The 14,760-nt window shown below is 74.9% G+C and carries 13 protein-coding genes; 12 read left to right on the forward strand and 1 reads right to left on the reverse strand.

The genetic code is table 11. The annotated features are described in order from the left end of the window. Positions 1 to 66: 66 nt before the first annotated feature. Positions 67 to 252: a 50S ribosomal protein L28 gene (rpmB, locus tag BLT72_RS06270; RefSeq protein WP_091411178.1), complete on the reverse strand. Its 186-nt coding sequence runs from the start codon at positions 250 to 252 to the stop codon at positions 67 to 69. A 166-nt stretch (positions 253 to 418) separates the two neighbouring features. Between rpmB and BLT72_RS06275 the strand changes: the two genes are divergently transcribed. The 12 genes from BLT72_RS06275 (at position 419) to smc (ending at position 14,630) form a co-directional block, all read left to right on the forward strand. Continuing rightward, complete coding sequence (locus tag BLT72_RS06275; RefSeq protein WP_091411181.1) at positions 419 to 2,044, forward strand: DAK2 domain-containing protein; 1,626 nt, start codon at positions 419 to 421, stop codon at positions 2,042 to 2,044. Further along, positions 2,041 to 4,314, forward strand: coding sequence for an ATP-dependent DNA helicase RecG (locus BLT72_RS06280; protein WP_231930375.1), 2,274 nt, complete (start codon positions 2,041 to 2,043; stop codon positions 4,312 to 4,314). Before BLT72_RS06275 ends, BLT72_RS06280 begins: the two co-directional genes overlap by 4 nt. Next, positions 4,311 to 4,949, forward strand: coding sequence for a 16S rRNA (guanine(966)-N(2))-methyltransferase RsmD (rsmD, locus tag BLT72_RS06285; protein ID WP_091411183.1), 639 nt, complete (start codon positions 4,311 to 4,313; stop codon positions 4,947 to 4,949). Before BLT72_RS06280 ends, rsmD begins: the two co-directional genes overlap by 4 nt. A 9-nt stretch (positions 4,950 to 4,958) precedes the next feature. Continuing rightward, the gene (coaD, locus tag BLT72_RS06290) at positions 4,959 to 5,444 is read left to right on the forward strand and encodes a pantetheine-phosphate adenylyltransferase (RefSeq protein ID WP_091411185.1); all 486 of its coding nucleotides are present in this window, start codon (positions 4,959 to 4,961) and stop codon (positions 5,442 to 5,444) included. 131 nt (positions 5,445 to 5,575) lie between these two features. After that, positions 5,576 to 6,079 (forward strand): hypothetical protein, encoded by a 504-nt coding sequence (locus tag BLT72_RS06295; protein WP_091411188.1) that lies wholly within the window; start codon positions 5,576 to 5,578, stop codon positions 6,077 to 6,079. Positions 6,080 to 6,202: 123 nt separating this feature from the next. Further along, entirely contained in the window at positions 6,203 to 6,784 is a 582-nt protein-coding gene (locus BLT72_RS06300; protein ID WP_091411190.1) for a YceD family protein, read from the forward strand. Positions 6,785 to 6,828: 44 nt separating this feature from the next. Further along, positions 6,829 to 7,020, forward strand: coding sequence for a 50S ribosomal protein L32 (gene rpmF, locus BLT72_RS22085; RefSeq protein WP_157720319.1), 192 nt, complete (start codon positions 6,829 to 6,831; stop codon positions 7,018 to 7,020). A gap of 35 nt (positions 7,021 to 7,055) precedes the next feature. Continuing rightward, on the forward strand, positions 7,056 to 7,772 hold the full coding sequence (gene rnc / locus BLT72_RS06305; RefSeq protein ID WP_157720613.1) for a ribonuclease III: 717 nt from the start codon (positions 7,056 to 7,058) through the stop codon (positions 7,770 to 7,772). 12 nt (positions 7,773 to 7,784) lie between these two features. Continuing rightward, positions 7,785 to 8,645: a bifunctional DNA-formamidopyrimidine glycosylase/DNA-(apurinic or apyrimidinic site) lyase gene (gene mutM / locus BLT72_RS06310; RefSeq protein WP_091411194.1), complete on the forward strand. Its 861-nt coding sequence runs from the start codon at positions 7,785 to 7,787 to the stop codon at positions 8,643 to 8,645. A 79-nt stretch (positions 8,646 to 8,724) separates the two neighbouring features. Continuing rightward, a complete protein-coding gene (locus tag BLT72_RS06315) occupies positions 8,725 to 9,345 on the forward strand; it encodes a GtrA family protein (RefSeq protein WP_091411197.1) in 621 nt (206 codons plus the stop codon). Between the two features lie 72 nt (positions 9,346 to 9,417). Continuing rightward, positions 9,418 to 10,923: an APC family permease gene (locus BLT72_RS06320; protein WP_091411199.1), complete on the forward strand. Its 1,506-nt coding sequence runs from the start codon at positions 9,418 to 9,420 to the stop codon at positions 10,921 to 10,923. Between the two features lie 116 nt (positions 10,924 to 11,039). After that, positions 11,040 to 14,630: a chromosome segregation protein SMC gene (gene smc, locus BLT72_RS06325; RefSeq protein WP_231930380.1), complete on the forward strand. Its 3,591-nt coding sequence runs from the start codon at positions 11,040 to 11,042 to the stop codon at positions 14,628 to 14,630. Positions 14,631 to 14,760: the final 130 nt, after the last annotated feature.

Raw genomic sequence — 14,760 nt, forward strand, 5'->3', positions numbered from 1 at the left:
GGTCAGCAGCTGTCCGGGAACGCACAAAACCCGCCTCCCGGAGGAGGCGGGTCAGGGGCGATCAGGTCAGCGGGTGACCTTGCCGGCCTTGATGCAGGAGGTGCAGGCGTTGACCCGCTTCGGCGCGCCGGACACGATGGCGCGGATGCGCTGGATGTTCGGGTTCCAGCGCCGGTTCGTCTTCTTCTTCGACCAGGGCACGTTGTGGCCGAAGCCCGGTCCCTTGCCGCACACGTCGCATACCGCTGCCACTGGAGTTGCTCCCATTGCTGTCTGACATCGAAGTGCCGCCTCGCGGCGGCGTCCTAGGGCTACCCGTCCGGGCAACCGGAACAGCGTACCCGAACCGGCCGGGCGGGGACCAATCCGGCAGCGCCGGGGCGACGGGCCGCCGCACGGGCGCGGATAGGGTGACGGCGTGCTGCCCTCCTCCCGCTCCGGCGCGCCGGCCCCGCTCGGCCCGGGGTCCAGCGTCTGGGAGACCTTCGACGCCTGGCTGCGGCGGTCCAGCACGCTCATCGGGGAGTCGGCCGACGCCCTCGACGCGCTCAACGTCTTCCCCGTCTCCGACGCCGACACGGGCTCCAACCTGCAGCTGACGCTGGCCGGCATCGCCCGCGCGGTCCCCGACGTCAACCGCGGCAACCTGGGCGCCGTCGTCCAGGCCGCCATCCTCTCCGCCCACGGCAACTCGGGCGCGATCGTCGCCGAGATGTTCTCCAGCGTCTGCCGCAGCCTGGAGCATGGCCTGCCGGGCGCCGGACCGGGGCCCGCCGGCACCCGTGTCGCCGTGCTGCTGGCCACGGTCGCCGAGGCCGCCCGCCGCGCCGTCGCGCGGCCGATCGCCGGGACCATCCTCACCGTGGCCGCCGACGCCGCCCGGGCCGCGTGGGCCGCGGCGGAAGCCACCCCCGACGACGCCCTGGCCGTCGCCCGCGCCGCGCAGACCGAGGCCCGCGCCGCCCTGCTCCGCACCCCCGACCAGCTCGACGTGCTGGCCGAGGCCGGGGTGGTGGACGCCGGGGGACAGGCCTACGCCCTGCTGGTGGACGCCCTCGTCGAGGTGCTCGGCGGCGAGCCGGCCCTCCCGCTGGCCGCCGCCGACGTCCGGCCCCGGCCCGCGGCGGCCGCCGGCGGTCCCGAGTACGAGGTGATGTACGTCGTCCACGACGCGAGCGCCGAGGACCTCGACGCCCTCCGCGCGCGGCTCGACGCCCTCGGCCACAGCGTCGTCGTGGTCGGGGAGGCCGGCAGCGGCGCCGGCCTGGCGCAGGTGCACGTCCACCTCGCCGAGCCGGGCGCCGCGGTCGAGGCCGCGCTCGGCACCGGCCGGCTGTCGCAGATCCGCATCACCGCCCTCGACCCGGTGGCCGCGCCCACCCGCACGATCGTCTCCGTCGTCGCCGGGCCCGGGCTGGTCCGTGCGGTCGAGGAGGCCGGCGGGGTGGCCGTCGACCGCCGGGGCCCACGCCCGCTCCTGGAGGAGCTGAGCGCCACCCTGCGCCGCCTGGAGGGCGACGTCGTCGTGCTGCCCAACGACCTGGAGACCCTCGAGACCGCCACGCACCTGGTCGCCCGGCTCCGCGGCGAGCGGGCCGGCCGCGGGCGGCACCTCGTCGTCATCCCCACCCTCGCCCAGGTCCAGGGCCTGGCGGCCCTGGCCGTGCACGAGCCCGACGCCGACTTCGACGCCGCGGTCGCTGCCATGGGGGCGGCGGCCGGCCACGCGCGGCACGGGGCGGTCACCGTCGCCGAGAGCGCGGCCATGACGATGGCCGGCCGCTGCGAGGTGGGTGACGTCCTCGGCGTCGTCGACGGCGACTTCGTGGAGATCGGCCGCGACGTCACCGTCGTCGCCACCCGGGTGGCGGAGCGGCTGCTGGCCTCCGGCGGCGAGCTGCTCACCGTGGTCCTCGGCGCCGACGCGCCCGGCACCCTGGCCGCCGCGCTGAGGACCTGGGCGCGCCGTCACCCGGTGCCCCTCGAGGTGCAGGTCCTCGAGGGCGGCCAGCCGCGCTACCCGGTCCTGCTGGGGGCGGAGTGAGCGCCGTCGTCGGCCCCGTCGTCCAGGCGTGGCAGACCGACACCTTCCGCCGGCTCACCGAGCGGCTGGACCGGGTGCTCGGCGACAAGACGGCCAAGCAGTTCGAGTCGCTCAAGGTCCGCACGGTCAGCGACCTGATGCACCACCTGCCCCGGCGCTACTTCTCGGCCGCGGAGCTCAGCGACCTGTCGGTGCTGCAGCCCGAGCAGGAGGTCGCCGTCGTCGCCGAGGTGGTGGAGAGCCGCGCGCACAACATGCCCTCCGGCAGCTACCACACCGCCAAGAAGCCGCGGCTGGAGGCGAGGATCACCGACCACAAGGGCTCGCTGACCCTGACCTTCTTCGGCCAGCCGCGGGTGATCAATTACTGGCAGAACCAGCTGACGCCGGGCGCCCGCGGGATCTTCGCGGGCAAGGTCCGCGAGTTCAACAACCAGCTGCAGCTGGCGCACCCCGACTTCGTCATCGTCGACGACGAGGGCCGGATGATCGGCGGGGCGCAGCGCAACGCGGCCATGACCACGGCGGTGTCGTCGCCGCTGATCGGGCTCTACCCGCAGACCGGGAAGCTGCGCACCTGGACGATCGCGGAGTGCGCGCGGCTGGTCCTGGAGGGCCTCGACGGGCTGGTCGACCCGCTGCCCGCCTGGCTGCGGGAGGAGGCGGAGGTGGTCGAGCTGCTGCCGGCCCTGCAGGCGCTGCACCAGCCCGCGAGCCGCGACGAGATCGACGAGGGCCGCGACCGGCTCCGCTTCGACGAGGCCTTCGCCCTGCAGCTGACGATGGCCCAGCGCCGGGCTGACGCCGCGGCCCACGGCGCGGTGCCCCGGCCCCGCCGGCCCGGCCGGCTGCTGGACGCCTTCGACGCCCGGCTGCCGTTCACCCTCACCGCCGGGCAGGTCGAGGTGGGGGCGGAGATCGAGCGGGAGCTGGCCCTGGACCGGCCGATGCAGCGGCTGCTGCAGGGCGAGGTGGGCTCGGGCAAGACGCTCGTCGCGCTCCGCGCCATGCTCACGGTCGTCGACGCCGGCGGGCAGGCGGCGCTGCTCGCGCCCACCGAGGTGCTGGCCGCCCAGCACCACCGCACCCTCACCCGGATGCTGGGCGACCTCGCGCTGGGCGGGATGCTGGGCGGCGCCGAGCACGCCACCCGGGTCACCCTGCTGACCGGGTCGATGACGGCCGCGCAGAAGCGCGAGGCGCTCCTGCAGGCCGCGTCCGGCGAGGCGGGCCTGGTCGTCGGCACCCACGCGCTGCTGAGCTCCGGGGTGCAGTTCGCCGAGCTCGGGCTGGTCGTGGTGGACGAGCAGCACCGCTTCGGGGTGGAGCAGCGCGCCGCCCTCGCGGCCAAGGCCGCCGCCCGTCCGCACGTCCTGGTCATGACCGCCACGCCGATCCCGCGCTCGGTCGCCATGACGGTGTTCGGCGACCTCGAGACGTCGGTGCTGCGCGAGGTTCCGGCCGGCCGGGCGGACGTCAGCACCGTCGTCGTCGACAGCCGCCGGCACCCCGGCTGGGTCGACCGCGCCTGGCACCGGATCGCCGAGGAGGTCGGGGCCGGTCGGCAGGCCTACGTCGTCTGCGCGCGCATCTCCTCGGCCGAGTCGGCCGGCCGGGCCGGTGAGGACGAGGTGCTGGACGAGGGCCCCGAGCCGCTGCCGCCCGCCGCCGCCGTCGAGGACCTGTTCGCCGAGCTCACGGCCGGGCCGCTGGCCGGCGTCCGGGTGGAGATGCTGCACGGCCGGCTGCCGCCCGACGACAAGGACGCCGTGATGCGGCGCTTCGCGGCCGGGGAGACGGACGTGCTGGTGGCCACCACCGTGATCGAGGTGGGGGTGGACGTGCCCAACGCGGCGGTCATGGTGATCAGCGACGCCGACCGCTTCGGCATCTCCCAGCTGCACCAGCTGCGGGGACGGATCGGCCGCGGTGAGCACCCGGGCGTCTGCCTGCTGCTCACGGCCGCCCCCGACGGCAGCCTGGCGCGCGAGCGGCTGGACGCCGTCGCCCGCACCCGGGACGGCTTCGCGCTGGCCGAGGTGGACCTCGAGCAGCGCCGGGAGGGTGACGTGCTGGGCGCCAGCCAGTCCGGTCACCGCTCCAGCCTGCGGCTGCTGCGGGTGCTCGACGACGCCGACGTCATCGCCCGCGCCCGCGACCTGGCCGAGCGCTGCGTGGCGGCCGACCCGGAGCTGACCGACCCCGGGCTGGCCGACACCGTCGCGCTGATGGAGCGCCAGGCCGCCGGCGACTGGCTGGAGCGGACGTGAGCCGCATCATCGCCGGCTCCCACGGCGGCCGGCGGCTGACGACCCCGCCGGGGTCGCGGACCCGGCCGACCACCGACCGCGTCCGCGAGGCGCTGTTCTCCGCGGTCGCCGCCTGGGCGGGCACCGCGGACGCGCCGGCCGACGAGGCCCTGGCCGGCCTGGCGTTCGCCGACCTGTTCGCCGGCTCCGGCGCCGTCGGCCTGGAGGCGGCCAGCCGGGGCGCCGGCCCGGTCCTGCTGGTGGAGGCCGACAAGCGCACCGTCGGGGTGACCACGCGCAACGTCCGCGACCTCGGCCTCGCCGGCCAGGTCCGGACCGGCAAGGTCGAGACGGTGGTGGCGTCCCCCAGCGCGCAGGCCTACGACGTCGTCTTCCTCGACCCGCCCTACGAGCTGGCGGGGGAGACGCTGGCCGGCGTCCTGCAGGCGCTGGCCGACGGCGGCTGGCTCACCGCCGACGCGCTCCTCGTCGTCGAGCGCAGCCGCCGCACCCCGGACCCGGTCTGGCCGCCGCTGGTGACCGACACCTGGAGCCGGACCTACGGCGAGACCGTCCTGCACTTCGGCTCCTGCGCCGGGCCCCCCGACGGTCCGCCGGCCGCGGCGAGCCCGTCCCCGGGATCGGCGCCCGGCTAGCGTGACCCCATGACCCGCGCGGTGTGCCCCGGCAGCTTCGACCCGGTGACCCGCGGTCACCTCGACGTCATCGGCCGGGCCGCCGCCCTCGTGGAGGAGGTCGTCGTCGCCGTCGGGGCCAACGGGTCCAAGCGCGCCTGGTTCACGGCGCCGGAGCGGGTGGCGATGCTCGAGGAGGCCTGCGCCGGCTGGCCCAACGTGCGGGTCGCCCTGTTCGACGGGCTGCTGGTCGACTTCTGCACCGCCGAGGGCATCGGCGCCGTGGTCAAGGGCCTGCGCTCGGCCGCCGACTTCGCCTACGAGCTGCCGATGGCGCAGATGAACGCCCACCTGAGCGGCGTGGACACCGTCTTCGTCGCCGCCGCCCCGGCCTGGTCCTACCTCTCGTCCTCCCTCGTGCGCGAGGTGGCGGGCCTCGGCGGGGACGTGGCGGAGTTCCTCACCCCGGCCGTCGCGGAGCGCGTGCGTCGACGGGCGGGGGAGCGCGGCCGCTAGGGCTCCCGCCCGGAGTTCGCCCCCATCTCCCGGCACCCGGCCGGCGCCCCGCGGCCGTTAGTCTGGAGCGGTTGCACCCCGCCCTCGGACCCCCGCCGGGGCGGGCACCAGTCCGTGCTCGAGGAGTACCAGTGCCTGACCAGACCACCGCCGAGGAGAAGCTCGCCCGCCTGCGCGAGCTCGTGCTGAACGCCCGGGCCATGCCCATGTCGGCGTCCTGCGTGGTCAACCGCGGCGAGGTGCTCGCCGCGATCGACGAGGTCATCGACGGCCTCCCCGACGAGATCAGCGACGCCCAGCGCGTCATCGACCGCTCGCAGGCCAAGATCGCCGAGGGCGAGGCCGAGTCGCAGCGGTTGCTGGCCCAGGCCAAGGACGAGGCGCAGAAGCTCGCTCGCGACAGCCAGATCGTCAAGGTCGCCGAGGAGCAGGCCGCGAAGATCAAGGCTGACGCGGAGGCGGAGGCGGCGGCGCTCCGGAAGGAGACCGACCTGTTCATCGACTCCCGGATGGCGAGCTTCGAGTCGGTGCTGCACAAGACCTCGAGCCAGGTCCGGACGGCGCGCAGCCGGCTGGCCGAGCGCAGCAACCTGGACCCCGCCGACCGCGCGAAGGCGGCCGCGCCGGGTGCTTGAGGCCCGTGGCAGACTGGAGCGCTGCGGGTCCGGCCCGGCCGTTTTGGTCGGGGAGGTCCGCACCCGGTAACGTACGACGTCGGTCATGACGCTGTCAGGACCGTTCGGCATGGAGGGATCGCGATGGGCTCGCCGCATCGCCCGCTGGACCACCGCTCAGAGCTGGTCCTCGACACCCACGACCTGGGTCGTCACGCGGGCGGGATGAAGCAGGTCAGGACGACGGTCGACGCGCCGGACGGGATCGGCACGGTCGTGATCGGGGTACCACCCGGGTCGCCCGTCGCCCTGGATCTCCGGCTCGAGTCGGTGGTCGAGGGGGTTCTGGTGACCGGGACCGCCACGGTCCACGTGCGCGGGGAGTGCGTCCGCTGCCTCACCGAGATCTCCGAGACGCTGGAGGTCGACGTGCAGGAGCTGTTCGTGCACCCCGAGAGCGAGGCCACCGAGGAGGAGGCCAGCCGGCTGGAGGACGACCTCGTCGACCTCGAGCCGCTGATCCGTGACGGTGTGGTGCTCGACCTGCCGTTCCAGCCGTTGTGCCGGGAGGACTGCCAGGGGTTGTGCGTCGAGTGCGGCGCCAACCTCAACGACGATCCCGAGCACAGCCACGAGGCGTCGGTCGACCCCCGGTGGGAGAAGCTGAGCCGCCTCGACGGCGGCGAGGGCGGATCCTACGATGTCCAGAGCCAGTCCCAGAGCTAGATGTGAGTTCTCCACCGCACCGGTGGAGAAGCGAGGAGAGAACCGTGGCCGTACCGAAGAGGAAGATGTCGCGCAGCAACACGCGGCACCGTCGGTCCCAGTGGAAGGCGACCGTGCCGACGCTGGTCACCTGCGCGAACCCGGCCTGCCGCGAGAAGCACCTGCCCCACGTGGCGTGCCCCTCGTGCGGCCAGTACGGGCCCCGCGCGGCTCGTCGACAGGTCCTCGCGTCCTGATCCGGGACGCCAGCGTGGGGACGTCGCGCCCCTCGATGGTCGAGGTGCTGACGCAGCTCGGGATGCAGATCGCTCCCGAGCTGCTCGACCGCGCCCTCACCCACCGCTCGTTCGCCTACGAGCAGGGCGGGCTGCCCACCAACGAGCGGCTGGAGTTCCTCGGGGACTCCGTCCTCGGGCTCGTGGTCACCGAGCACCTCTTCACGTCCTACCCGGACCTGTCCGAGGGGCAGCTGGCCAAGCTCCGGGCCGCCGTGGTCAACTCCCGCGCCCTGGCCGAGGTGGCCCGCGGGCTCGACCTCGGCGCCCTGCTGCGGCTCGGCCGTGGTGAGGAGGCGACGGGGGGCCGCGACAAGTCCTCGATCCTGGCCGACACGATGGAGGCCGTCATCGGGGCGGTGTTCACCGAGCACGGCATCGACACCGCCCGCGTCTTCGTGCACCACCTGTTCGACCAGCTGATGGTCGACGTGGCGACGCTCGGCGCCGGTCTGGACTGGAAGACGAGCCTGCAGGAGAGCGCCTCCCTCGCCGGGCTCGGCGTGCCCGTCTACGAGGTGGTCGAGTCCGGTCCCGACCACGCCAAGACCTTCCAGGCCATGGTGGTGCTCGACCGGCACAGCTACGGCCCCGGCGCCGGTCGGAACAAGAAGGAGGCGGAGCAGAACGCCGCCGCGCTCGCCTTCGCCGCGCTCCAGGCCGACGCCGCAGCCGCCGCGGGGACCGCTGACACGGCCCCCGTCACCCGCTGACCGGCCCCCCGCGTGCCCGAGCTGCCCGAGGTCGAGACCGTCCGCCGTGGCCTGGCGCCCGGCGTGACCGGCCGCACCGTGTCGGCCGTCCAGGTCCTGCACCCGCGCCCCGTCCGCCGGCACCTCGCCGGACCCGAGCACTTCGCCGCCGTCCTGGTCGGCCGCACGTTCACCGAGCCGCGGCGTCGCGGCAAGTACCTCTGGTTGCCGTTCGCCGACGGTGACGCCCTGCTGGCCCACCTGGGCATGAGCGGGCAGTTCCGGCTGGATCCCGCTGACGCGCCGCTGGTCGCCAACACCCGCGTCCTCATCACCTTCGCCGACGGCGACCCGCAGCTCCGCTTCGTCGACCAGCGGATGTTCGGCGGGCTGTCGCTGTCCCCGGGCGGCGCCGAGCTGCCGGCCGAGGTCGCCCACATCGGCCGCGACCCCTTCGACGAGGCGTTCGACCTCGAGGGGACCGCCCGCCGGATGCGGTCCAGGCGGACCGGGGTGAAGCGCGCCCTCCTCGACCAGACGCTGGTGTCGGGCATCGGCAACATCTACGCCGACGAGGCGCTGTGGCGGGCCCGCACCCACTACGCCCGCGCGACGGCCAACCTCGGGCAGGCGCAGGCGCGGGCGGTCCTCACCGCCGCGCGCGACGTGATGGCCGGCGCGCTGGAGCAGGGCGGCACCTCCTTCGACGCGCTCTACGTCAACGTCAACGGCTCCAGCGGCTACTTCGACCGCTCGCTGGCGGTGTACGGGCAGGAGGGCCGGCCGTGCCCGCGCTGCGGCACGCCGGTCCGGCGGGAGGCGTTCATGAACCGGTCCGCCTTCCGCTGCCCCCGCTGCCAGCGCACCCCGTCGGGTGCCTCGTTCGGTGGCTGAAGCCGGTGGCGGCCCGGCGCGCCGGTCGCCGCGCGCCCGCGCTCGGCGGGACAGCCGCCGCGGGTATCCTCATCCGATCGTGGAGCGACTAAGGAACTACCTGTTCGTCCGGCACGGCCACAACTGGATCCTCCTGCTCCGGTTCGGCCTGGTGGGCGGGTCCGGCGTGCTCGTGAACCTGCTCGTGGTCGTCCTGTGCAACAAGCTCGGGCCCGACGAGGACAGCGTCTTCCTGGGGCTGCCGGTCACCGACTTCAACATCCGCTGGTACCACGTCTTCGCCACCATCGCGTTCGTCGTGGCCAACCTCTGGAACTTCCAGCTCAACCGCCGCTACACCTTCCGCAGCACCGAGCACGCCGGCTGGTTCGGTGAGTACGTGCCCTTCATGGCCGTCGGGCTGCTGGCGCACGTGGTCGGCCTGGGCATCCTCACCCTGCTCCTGCACCCCGGCTCCTGGCTGTCGCTGTCGCCGACGTTCTTCGACGACTCCTCCGGCTTCCGGACCCGGCTGTACTGGGCCCAGCTCATCCAGATCATCGTCACCACCCCGGTCTCGTTCGTGCTGAACAAGCTGTGGACGTTCTCCGCGGTCCGCAGCCGGCCCGGCCTGCCGCCCGTCGACGGCCCGGCCGACGACGCCGGTGACGGTTCGGTCGAGGCTGCGGCGGCGCACGCCCGGCACGCCCGGCGCCCCTGACCCGCCGCGTCACCGGCGCCCGCGGGGAGGGGGCCGTCGGCCCGGGGCCGGGCGTGTCCTAGGTTCTCCCGCATGGCACCCAAGGCCGGTCTCCTGCGGACCAAGGACATCGACGACGTCCTCCACCAGAACGACGACGAGGGGGTGGGTGAGGCCCGTCCCGGACTCAGCCGGCGGCTCCGGGCCCGCGACCTGATGGGCTTCGGCATCGGGATCGTCATCGGCACCGGGATCTTCACCCTGACCGGCGTGCAGGCGAAGAACAACGCCGGCCCCGGGATCGTCATCAGCTTCGTCGTCGCCGGGGTGGTCAGCCTGCTGGCCGCGCTCTGCTACGCCGAGCTGGCCGCCGCCGTGCCCACCGCGGGCAGCTCCTACACCTACGCCTACACGACCATCGGCGAGATCTTCGCCTGGGTGATCGCCTGGGACCTGATCCTCGAGTTCAGCCTCGGCGCCGCCGTGGTGGCCCGGGGCTGGTCGGGCTACCTGCAGGAGGCGTTCGGGCTGCCGCAGGCCTACTTCGGGGAGGAGGGCTCGGTGGTCAACCTCGGCGCGGTGGCGATCGTGCTCGTGCTCGGGGTGGTCGCCATGGTGGGCATCCGGGAGTCGAAGTGGGTGACGAACGCGCTGGTCGTCATCAAGGTCGCGGTCTGCCTCTTCGTCATCGTCGTCGGGGCCTTCTTCGTCAAGGCCGCCAACCTGGTGCCGTTCATCCCGCCCAGCGCCCCGCCCGCCGAGGGGGCCACCAGCCGGCTGCAGCAGCCGCTGTGGCAGTTCGCGTCCGGCATCGAGCCGGCGGCCTTCGGCGTCCCCGGCCTGCTGGTGGCCGCCGCCGTCGTGTTCTTCGCCTACTCCGGCTTCGAGGCGGTCGCCAACCTGGGCGAGGAGAGCCGGGACCCGGCCAAGGACATGCCGCGCGGCCTCCTCGGGACGCTGCTGATCTGCACCGTGCTCTACGTCGGGGTCTGCCTCGTGCTCACGGGGATGGTGAGGTACACCGACCTCAGCGAGGGGGCGCCGCTCTCCGACGCCTTCAACCAGGTGGGGCTCGGCTGGGCCGGCCTGCTGATCGGCATCGCGGCGGTCGCCGGGCTCACCTCGGTGATCCTCGTCGACATCGTCGCGGTCGGCAGGATCGGCTTCGCCGTCAGCCGCGACGGGCTGCTGCCGCCGTCCATCGGCAAGGTCCACCCGCGGTGGCGGACGCCGTACCGGTTCACGGCTGTGGCCACCGTCGTCATCGCCGTCTTCGCCGCGTTCGTGCCGCTGGCGACGCTGGCCGAGATGGTCAGCATCGGCACGCTGTTCGCGTTCTTCGTGGTCTCCCTCGCCGTCGCCGTGCTGCGCCGGACGAAGCCGGGCCTGCGCCGACCGTTCAAGACCCCGCAGGTGCCGCTGCTGCCGATCGTGTCCGCGCTGCTCTGCCTGGCCCTGATGTCCAGCCTGGCGGTGGAGACCTGGCTGCGCTTCCTCGTCTGGCTCGCCGTCGGGCTGGCCATCTACCTCCTCTACGGGCGGCGGCACGCCACGCTCGCGGGGCGCCGGCCCGACGAGGGCGCGGGGGCCGGGGCCTGAGGCGCGGGCACGCCGTCGCGGCTGCCGGGGACGCCGGGCCCGCTCGGTTACAGTGAGCGCGCCTTCCCGCGGCATGTCCTGACCGATCCGGCGCCCTCCGACCTCCGGGCCCGGAGATGGCTGAAAGGTCGACGTTGTACCTCAAGAGCCTGACCCTGCGGGGCTTCAAGTCGTTCGCCTCGGCGACGACCCTGAACTTCGAGCCGGGCATCACCTGCGTGGTCGGCCCCAACGGCTCGGGCAAGTCCAACGTCGTCGACGCCCTGAGCTGGGTGATGGGCGAGCAGGGTGCCAAGTCGCTGCGCGGCGGCAAGATGGAGGACGTCATCTTCGCCGGGACGTCCGGGCGTGCGCCGCTGGGCCGGGCCGAGGTCGCGCTGACCATCGACAACACCGACGGCGCGCTGCCGATCGACTACACCGAGGTCACGATCAGCCGGACCATGTTCCGCAACGGCGGCTCCGAGTACGCGATCAACGGCTCCGCCGCCCGGCTGATGGACGTCCAGGACCTGCTCAGCGACTCCGGCATCGGCCGCGAGATGCACGTCATCGTCGGCCAGGGCCAGCTGGACGGCATCCTGCAGGCGACGCCCGAGGGCCGCCGCGGGTTCATCGAGGAGGCCGCGGGCGTCCTCAAGCACCGCAAGCGCAAGGAGAAGGCGCTCCGCAAGCTGGAGACCTGCGAGGTCAACCTCAACCGGCTCTCCGACCTGATCGCCGAGATCCGCCGCCAGCTCAAGCCGCTCGGCCGCCAGGCCGACGTCGCCCGCCGCGCCGCCGTCATCCAGGCGGACCTGCGGGACGCCCGCGCCCGGCTGCTGGCCGACGACCTGGTGCAGGCCACGCTGGCGCTGGAGTCCGAGCTGGCCGACGAGCGGGCGCTGCGCGAGCGCCGGGCGCAGCTGGAGCAGGCGCTCGAGGACGCCCGGGAGCGCGAGATCGCCGCCGAGGAGTCCGTCCGTGCCGCGTCGCCGGCGCTCACCGCCGCCCAGGAGACCTGGTACGGCCTCGCCGCGCTGCGGGAGCGGGTGGCCAGCACCGTCTCGATCGCCCGCGAACGGGTCCGCAACGCCGCGTCCGACCCCGGCGAGACGCGCACCGGCCGCGACCCGGACGACCTGGAGCGGGAGGCGGCCGCCGTCGCCGAGCAGGAGCGCGAGCTGGACGCCCAGGTGGCCGTCCGCGCCGAGGCGCTGACCCGGGCCTCGGCCGAGCGCGCCGCCACCGAGGAGGCCCACCGGACCGAGGAGGCCCGGCTGACGGCGCTGCTGCGGGCCGCGGCCGACCGGCGGGAGGGCCTGGCGCGGCTGACCGGTCAGGTCAACACGCTCCGCAGCCGGGCCGAGGCGGCCGAGGCCGAGATCGGCCGGCTGACGGCGGCGTCCGCGCAGGCGCAGGAGCGCGCCGAGCAGGCGTCGCGCGCGTTCACCGCCCTGGAGAGCCGGGTGGCCGGCCTCGACGACGGCGAGCTGGGCCTGGACGCCGACCACGAGAGCGCCGTCGAGGCGCAGGAGGCCGTGCGCGCCGAGCTGGCCGAGGTCCGCCGGCAGGAGGCCGCCGCCACCCAGGAGCGGGCCGCCCTCGCGGCCCGGGTCGAGGCGCTCGCGGTCGGCCTGCAGCGCAAGGACGCGGCGGCCGCCCTGCTGGCCGACGGCGTGCCGGTCGACGGGCTGCTGGGGGCCGTCGCCGCCCTGGTGGAGGTCGAGGCCGGCTTCGAGGTCGCCGTCGCGGCCGCTCTCGGCCGGACCGCCGACGCGGTCGCGGTCGCGGGCGCCGAGTCCGCGCTGGCCGCCGTCGCCCACCTCAAGGCCGAGGACCTCGGCCGCGCCGCCCTGCTGGTCGCCGGCCCGTCGACCGGGCCCGCGGCACCGTGGCCCGACCTGGCGGACGGCGCCCGCTACGCCGTCGACGTCGTCCGGGTCGCCGACACCCTGCGCCCGGCGCTCACCGCGGTGCTCGAGCGGGTGGCGCTGGTCGAGGACCTCGACGCCGCCCGTCGGCTCGTCGCCGCGCACCCGGTGCTGACCGCCGTCACCCGGGACGGTGACGTGCTGGCGGCCGCCACCGCCGCCGGGGGCTCGAGCGCGCAGCCCAGCCTGATCGAGCTGCAGGCCGCCGTCGACGACGCCGAGCGCCGGCTCGCCGAGGCGGGTCACACCGCCGACCGGCTCCGGTTCGTGCAGAGCCAGCTGGAGGAGCGCCGGCGGGCCGCGGACGAGGCCGTGGAGGTGGCGCTGGAGAAGCTGCACGAGTCCGACGCCGTGGTGACGGCCCTGGCCGAGGAGCTGGGGCAGCTGAGCAGCACGGCCCGTTCGGCGAGCGGGGAGGCCGACCGGCTGCGGCAGGCCATCGGGCAGGCCGAGGCCGCCCGGGACCGCGACGTCGCCGGGCTGGCCGAGCTGGAGCAGCGGCTGGCGCTGGCGGCGTCCAGCCAGGACGAGCCCGAGCCGGACCCGGTCGAGCGGGACCGGCTGGCCGAGGCGGCCCGCCGGGCCCGCGGCGCGGAGATGGACGCGCGGCTCGCGCTGCGGACCCAGGAGGAGCGGGCGCGGTCGCTGGCCGGCCGGGCCGACGCCCTGCGGAGGGCCGCGGAGAACGAGCGCCAGGCCCGGGCCCGCGCCCAGGCCCGGCGCGAGCGCCTGCAGCGGGAGGCCCGGGAGGCGACCGCGGTGCAGACCGCCGGCACCTACCTGGCCGCGCAGCTGGAGCGCTCGCTGGCCCGTGCGGCCGCCGCCCGCAGCGAGGCCGAGGCGGCGCGCTCCGAGGCCGAGGCGGCGCTGCGCACCGTCCGCGCCGACGTGCGCTCCCTCGGCAGCCAGTTCGAGCAGCTGGTGGACGCCGTGCACCGCGACGAGCTGGCCCGTGCCGAGCAGCGGATGCGCGTCGACGCGCTGACCGAGAAGGCGATGGTCGAGGTCGGCCTGGAGGCGGAGGCCCTGATGGCCGACTACGGCCCCGACCGGCCCGTCCCGGTGCTGGCCCGGCCCGACGGCACCGCCCTCGGGCCCGACGACGAGCAGCCGCCGCCCGTGCCCTACGTCCGCGACGTGCAGCAGGCCCGGTTCCGCAAGGCCGAACGGGCCATCGCCGCGCTCGGCCGGGTCAACCCGCTGGCGCTGGAGGAGTTCGACGCGATGGAGGAGCGCCACCAGTTCCTCGCCGAGCAGCTCGAGGACCTCCGCCGGACCCGCAAGGACCTGCTCGACATCATCGCCGACGTCGACACCCGGGTGGAGCAGGTCTTCGCGGAGGCCTACGCCGACGTCGAGGCCGCCTTCGTGCGGGTGTTCGCGCGGCTCTTCCCGGGCGGCGAGGGCCGACTGGTGCTGACCGAGCCCGGCAACTGGCTCACCACCGGCGTCGACGTCGAGGCCCGGCCGCCGGGCAAGAAGGTCAAGCGGCTGTCCCTGCTGTCGGGCGGCGAGCGCTCGCTGGTCGCGGTCGCCTTCCTGGTCTCGCTGTTCATCGCGCGGCCGAGCCCGTTCTACATCCTCGACGAGGTCGAGGCCGCCCTGGACGACACCAACCTCGGCCGGCTGCTGGAGATCTACGAGGAGCTGCGGACCAACAGCCAGCTGCTGGTGATCACCCACCAGAAGCGGACGATGGAGATCGCCGACGCCCTCTACGGCGTCACCATGCGCGGGGACGGCGTCTCCGCTGTCATCTCCCAGCGCCTGCGCGAGACGGAGTCGGTGGCCTGACCCCGCGGCCTGGGCCCGTCGGAGGCCTTTCGACCAGCTCAGGGCGCGGACGGCGCGCGCGGCCTCGACCCGCCCCCGCGGTCCGAGCCCCACCCTGCGGACTGAGCCTGCCGAAGGCCCCCGCGGACCG

The sequence above is a fragment of the Friedmanniella luteola genome, from assembly GCF_900105065.1.
Taxonomy (GTDB): Bacteria; Actinomycetota; Actinomycetes; order Propionibacteriales; family Propionibacteriaceae; genus Microlunatus; species Microlunatus luteolus.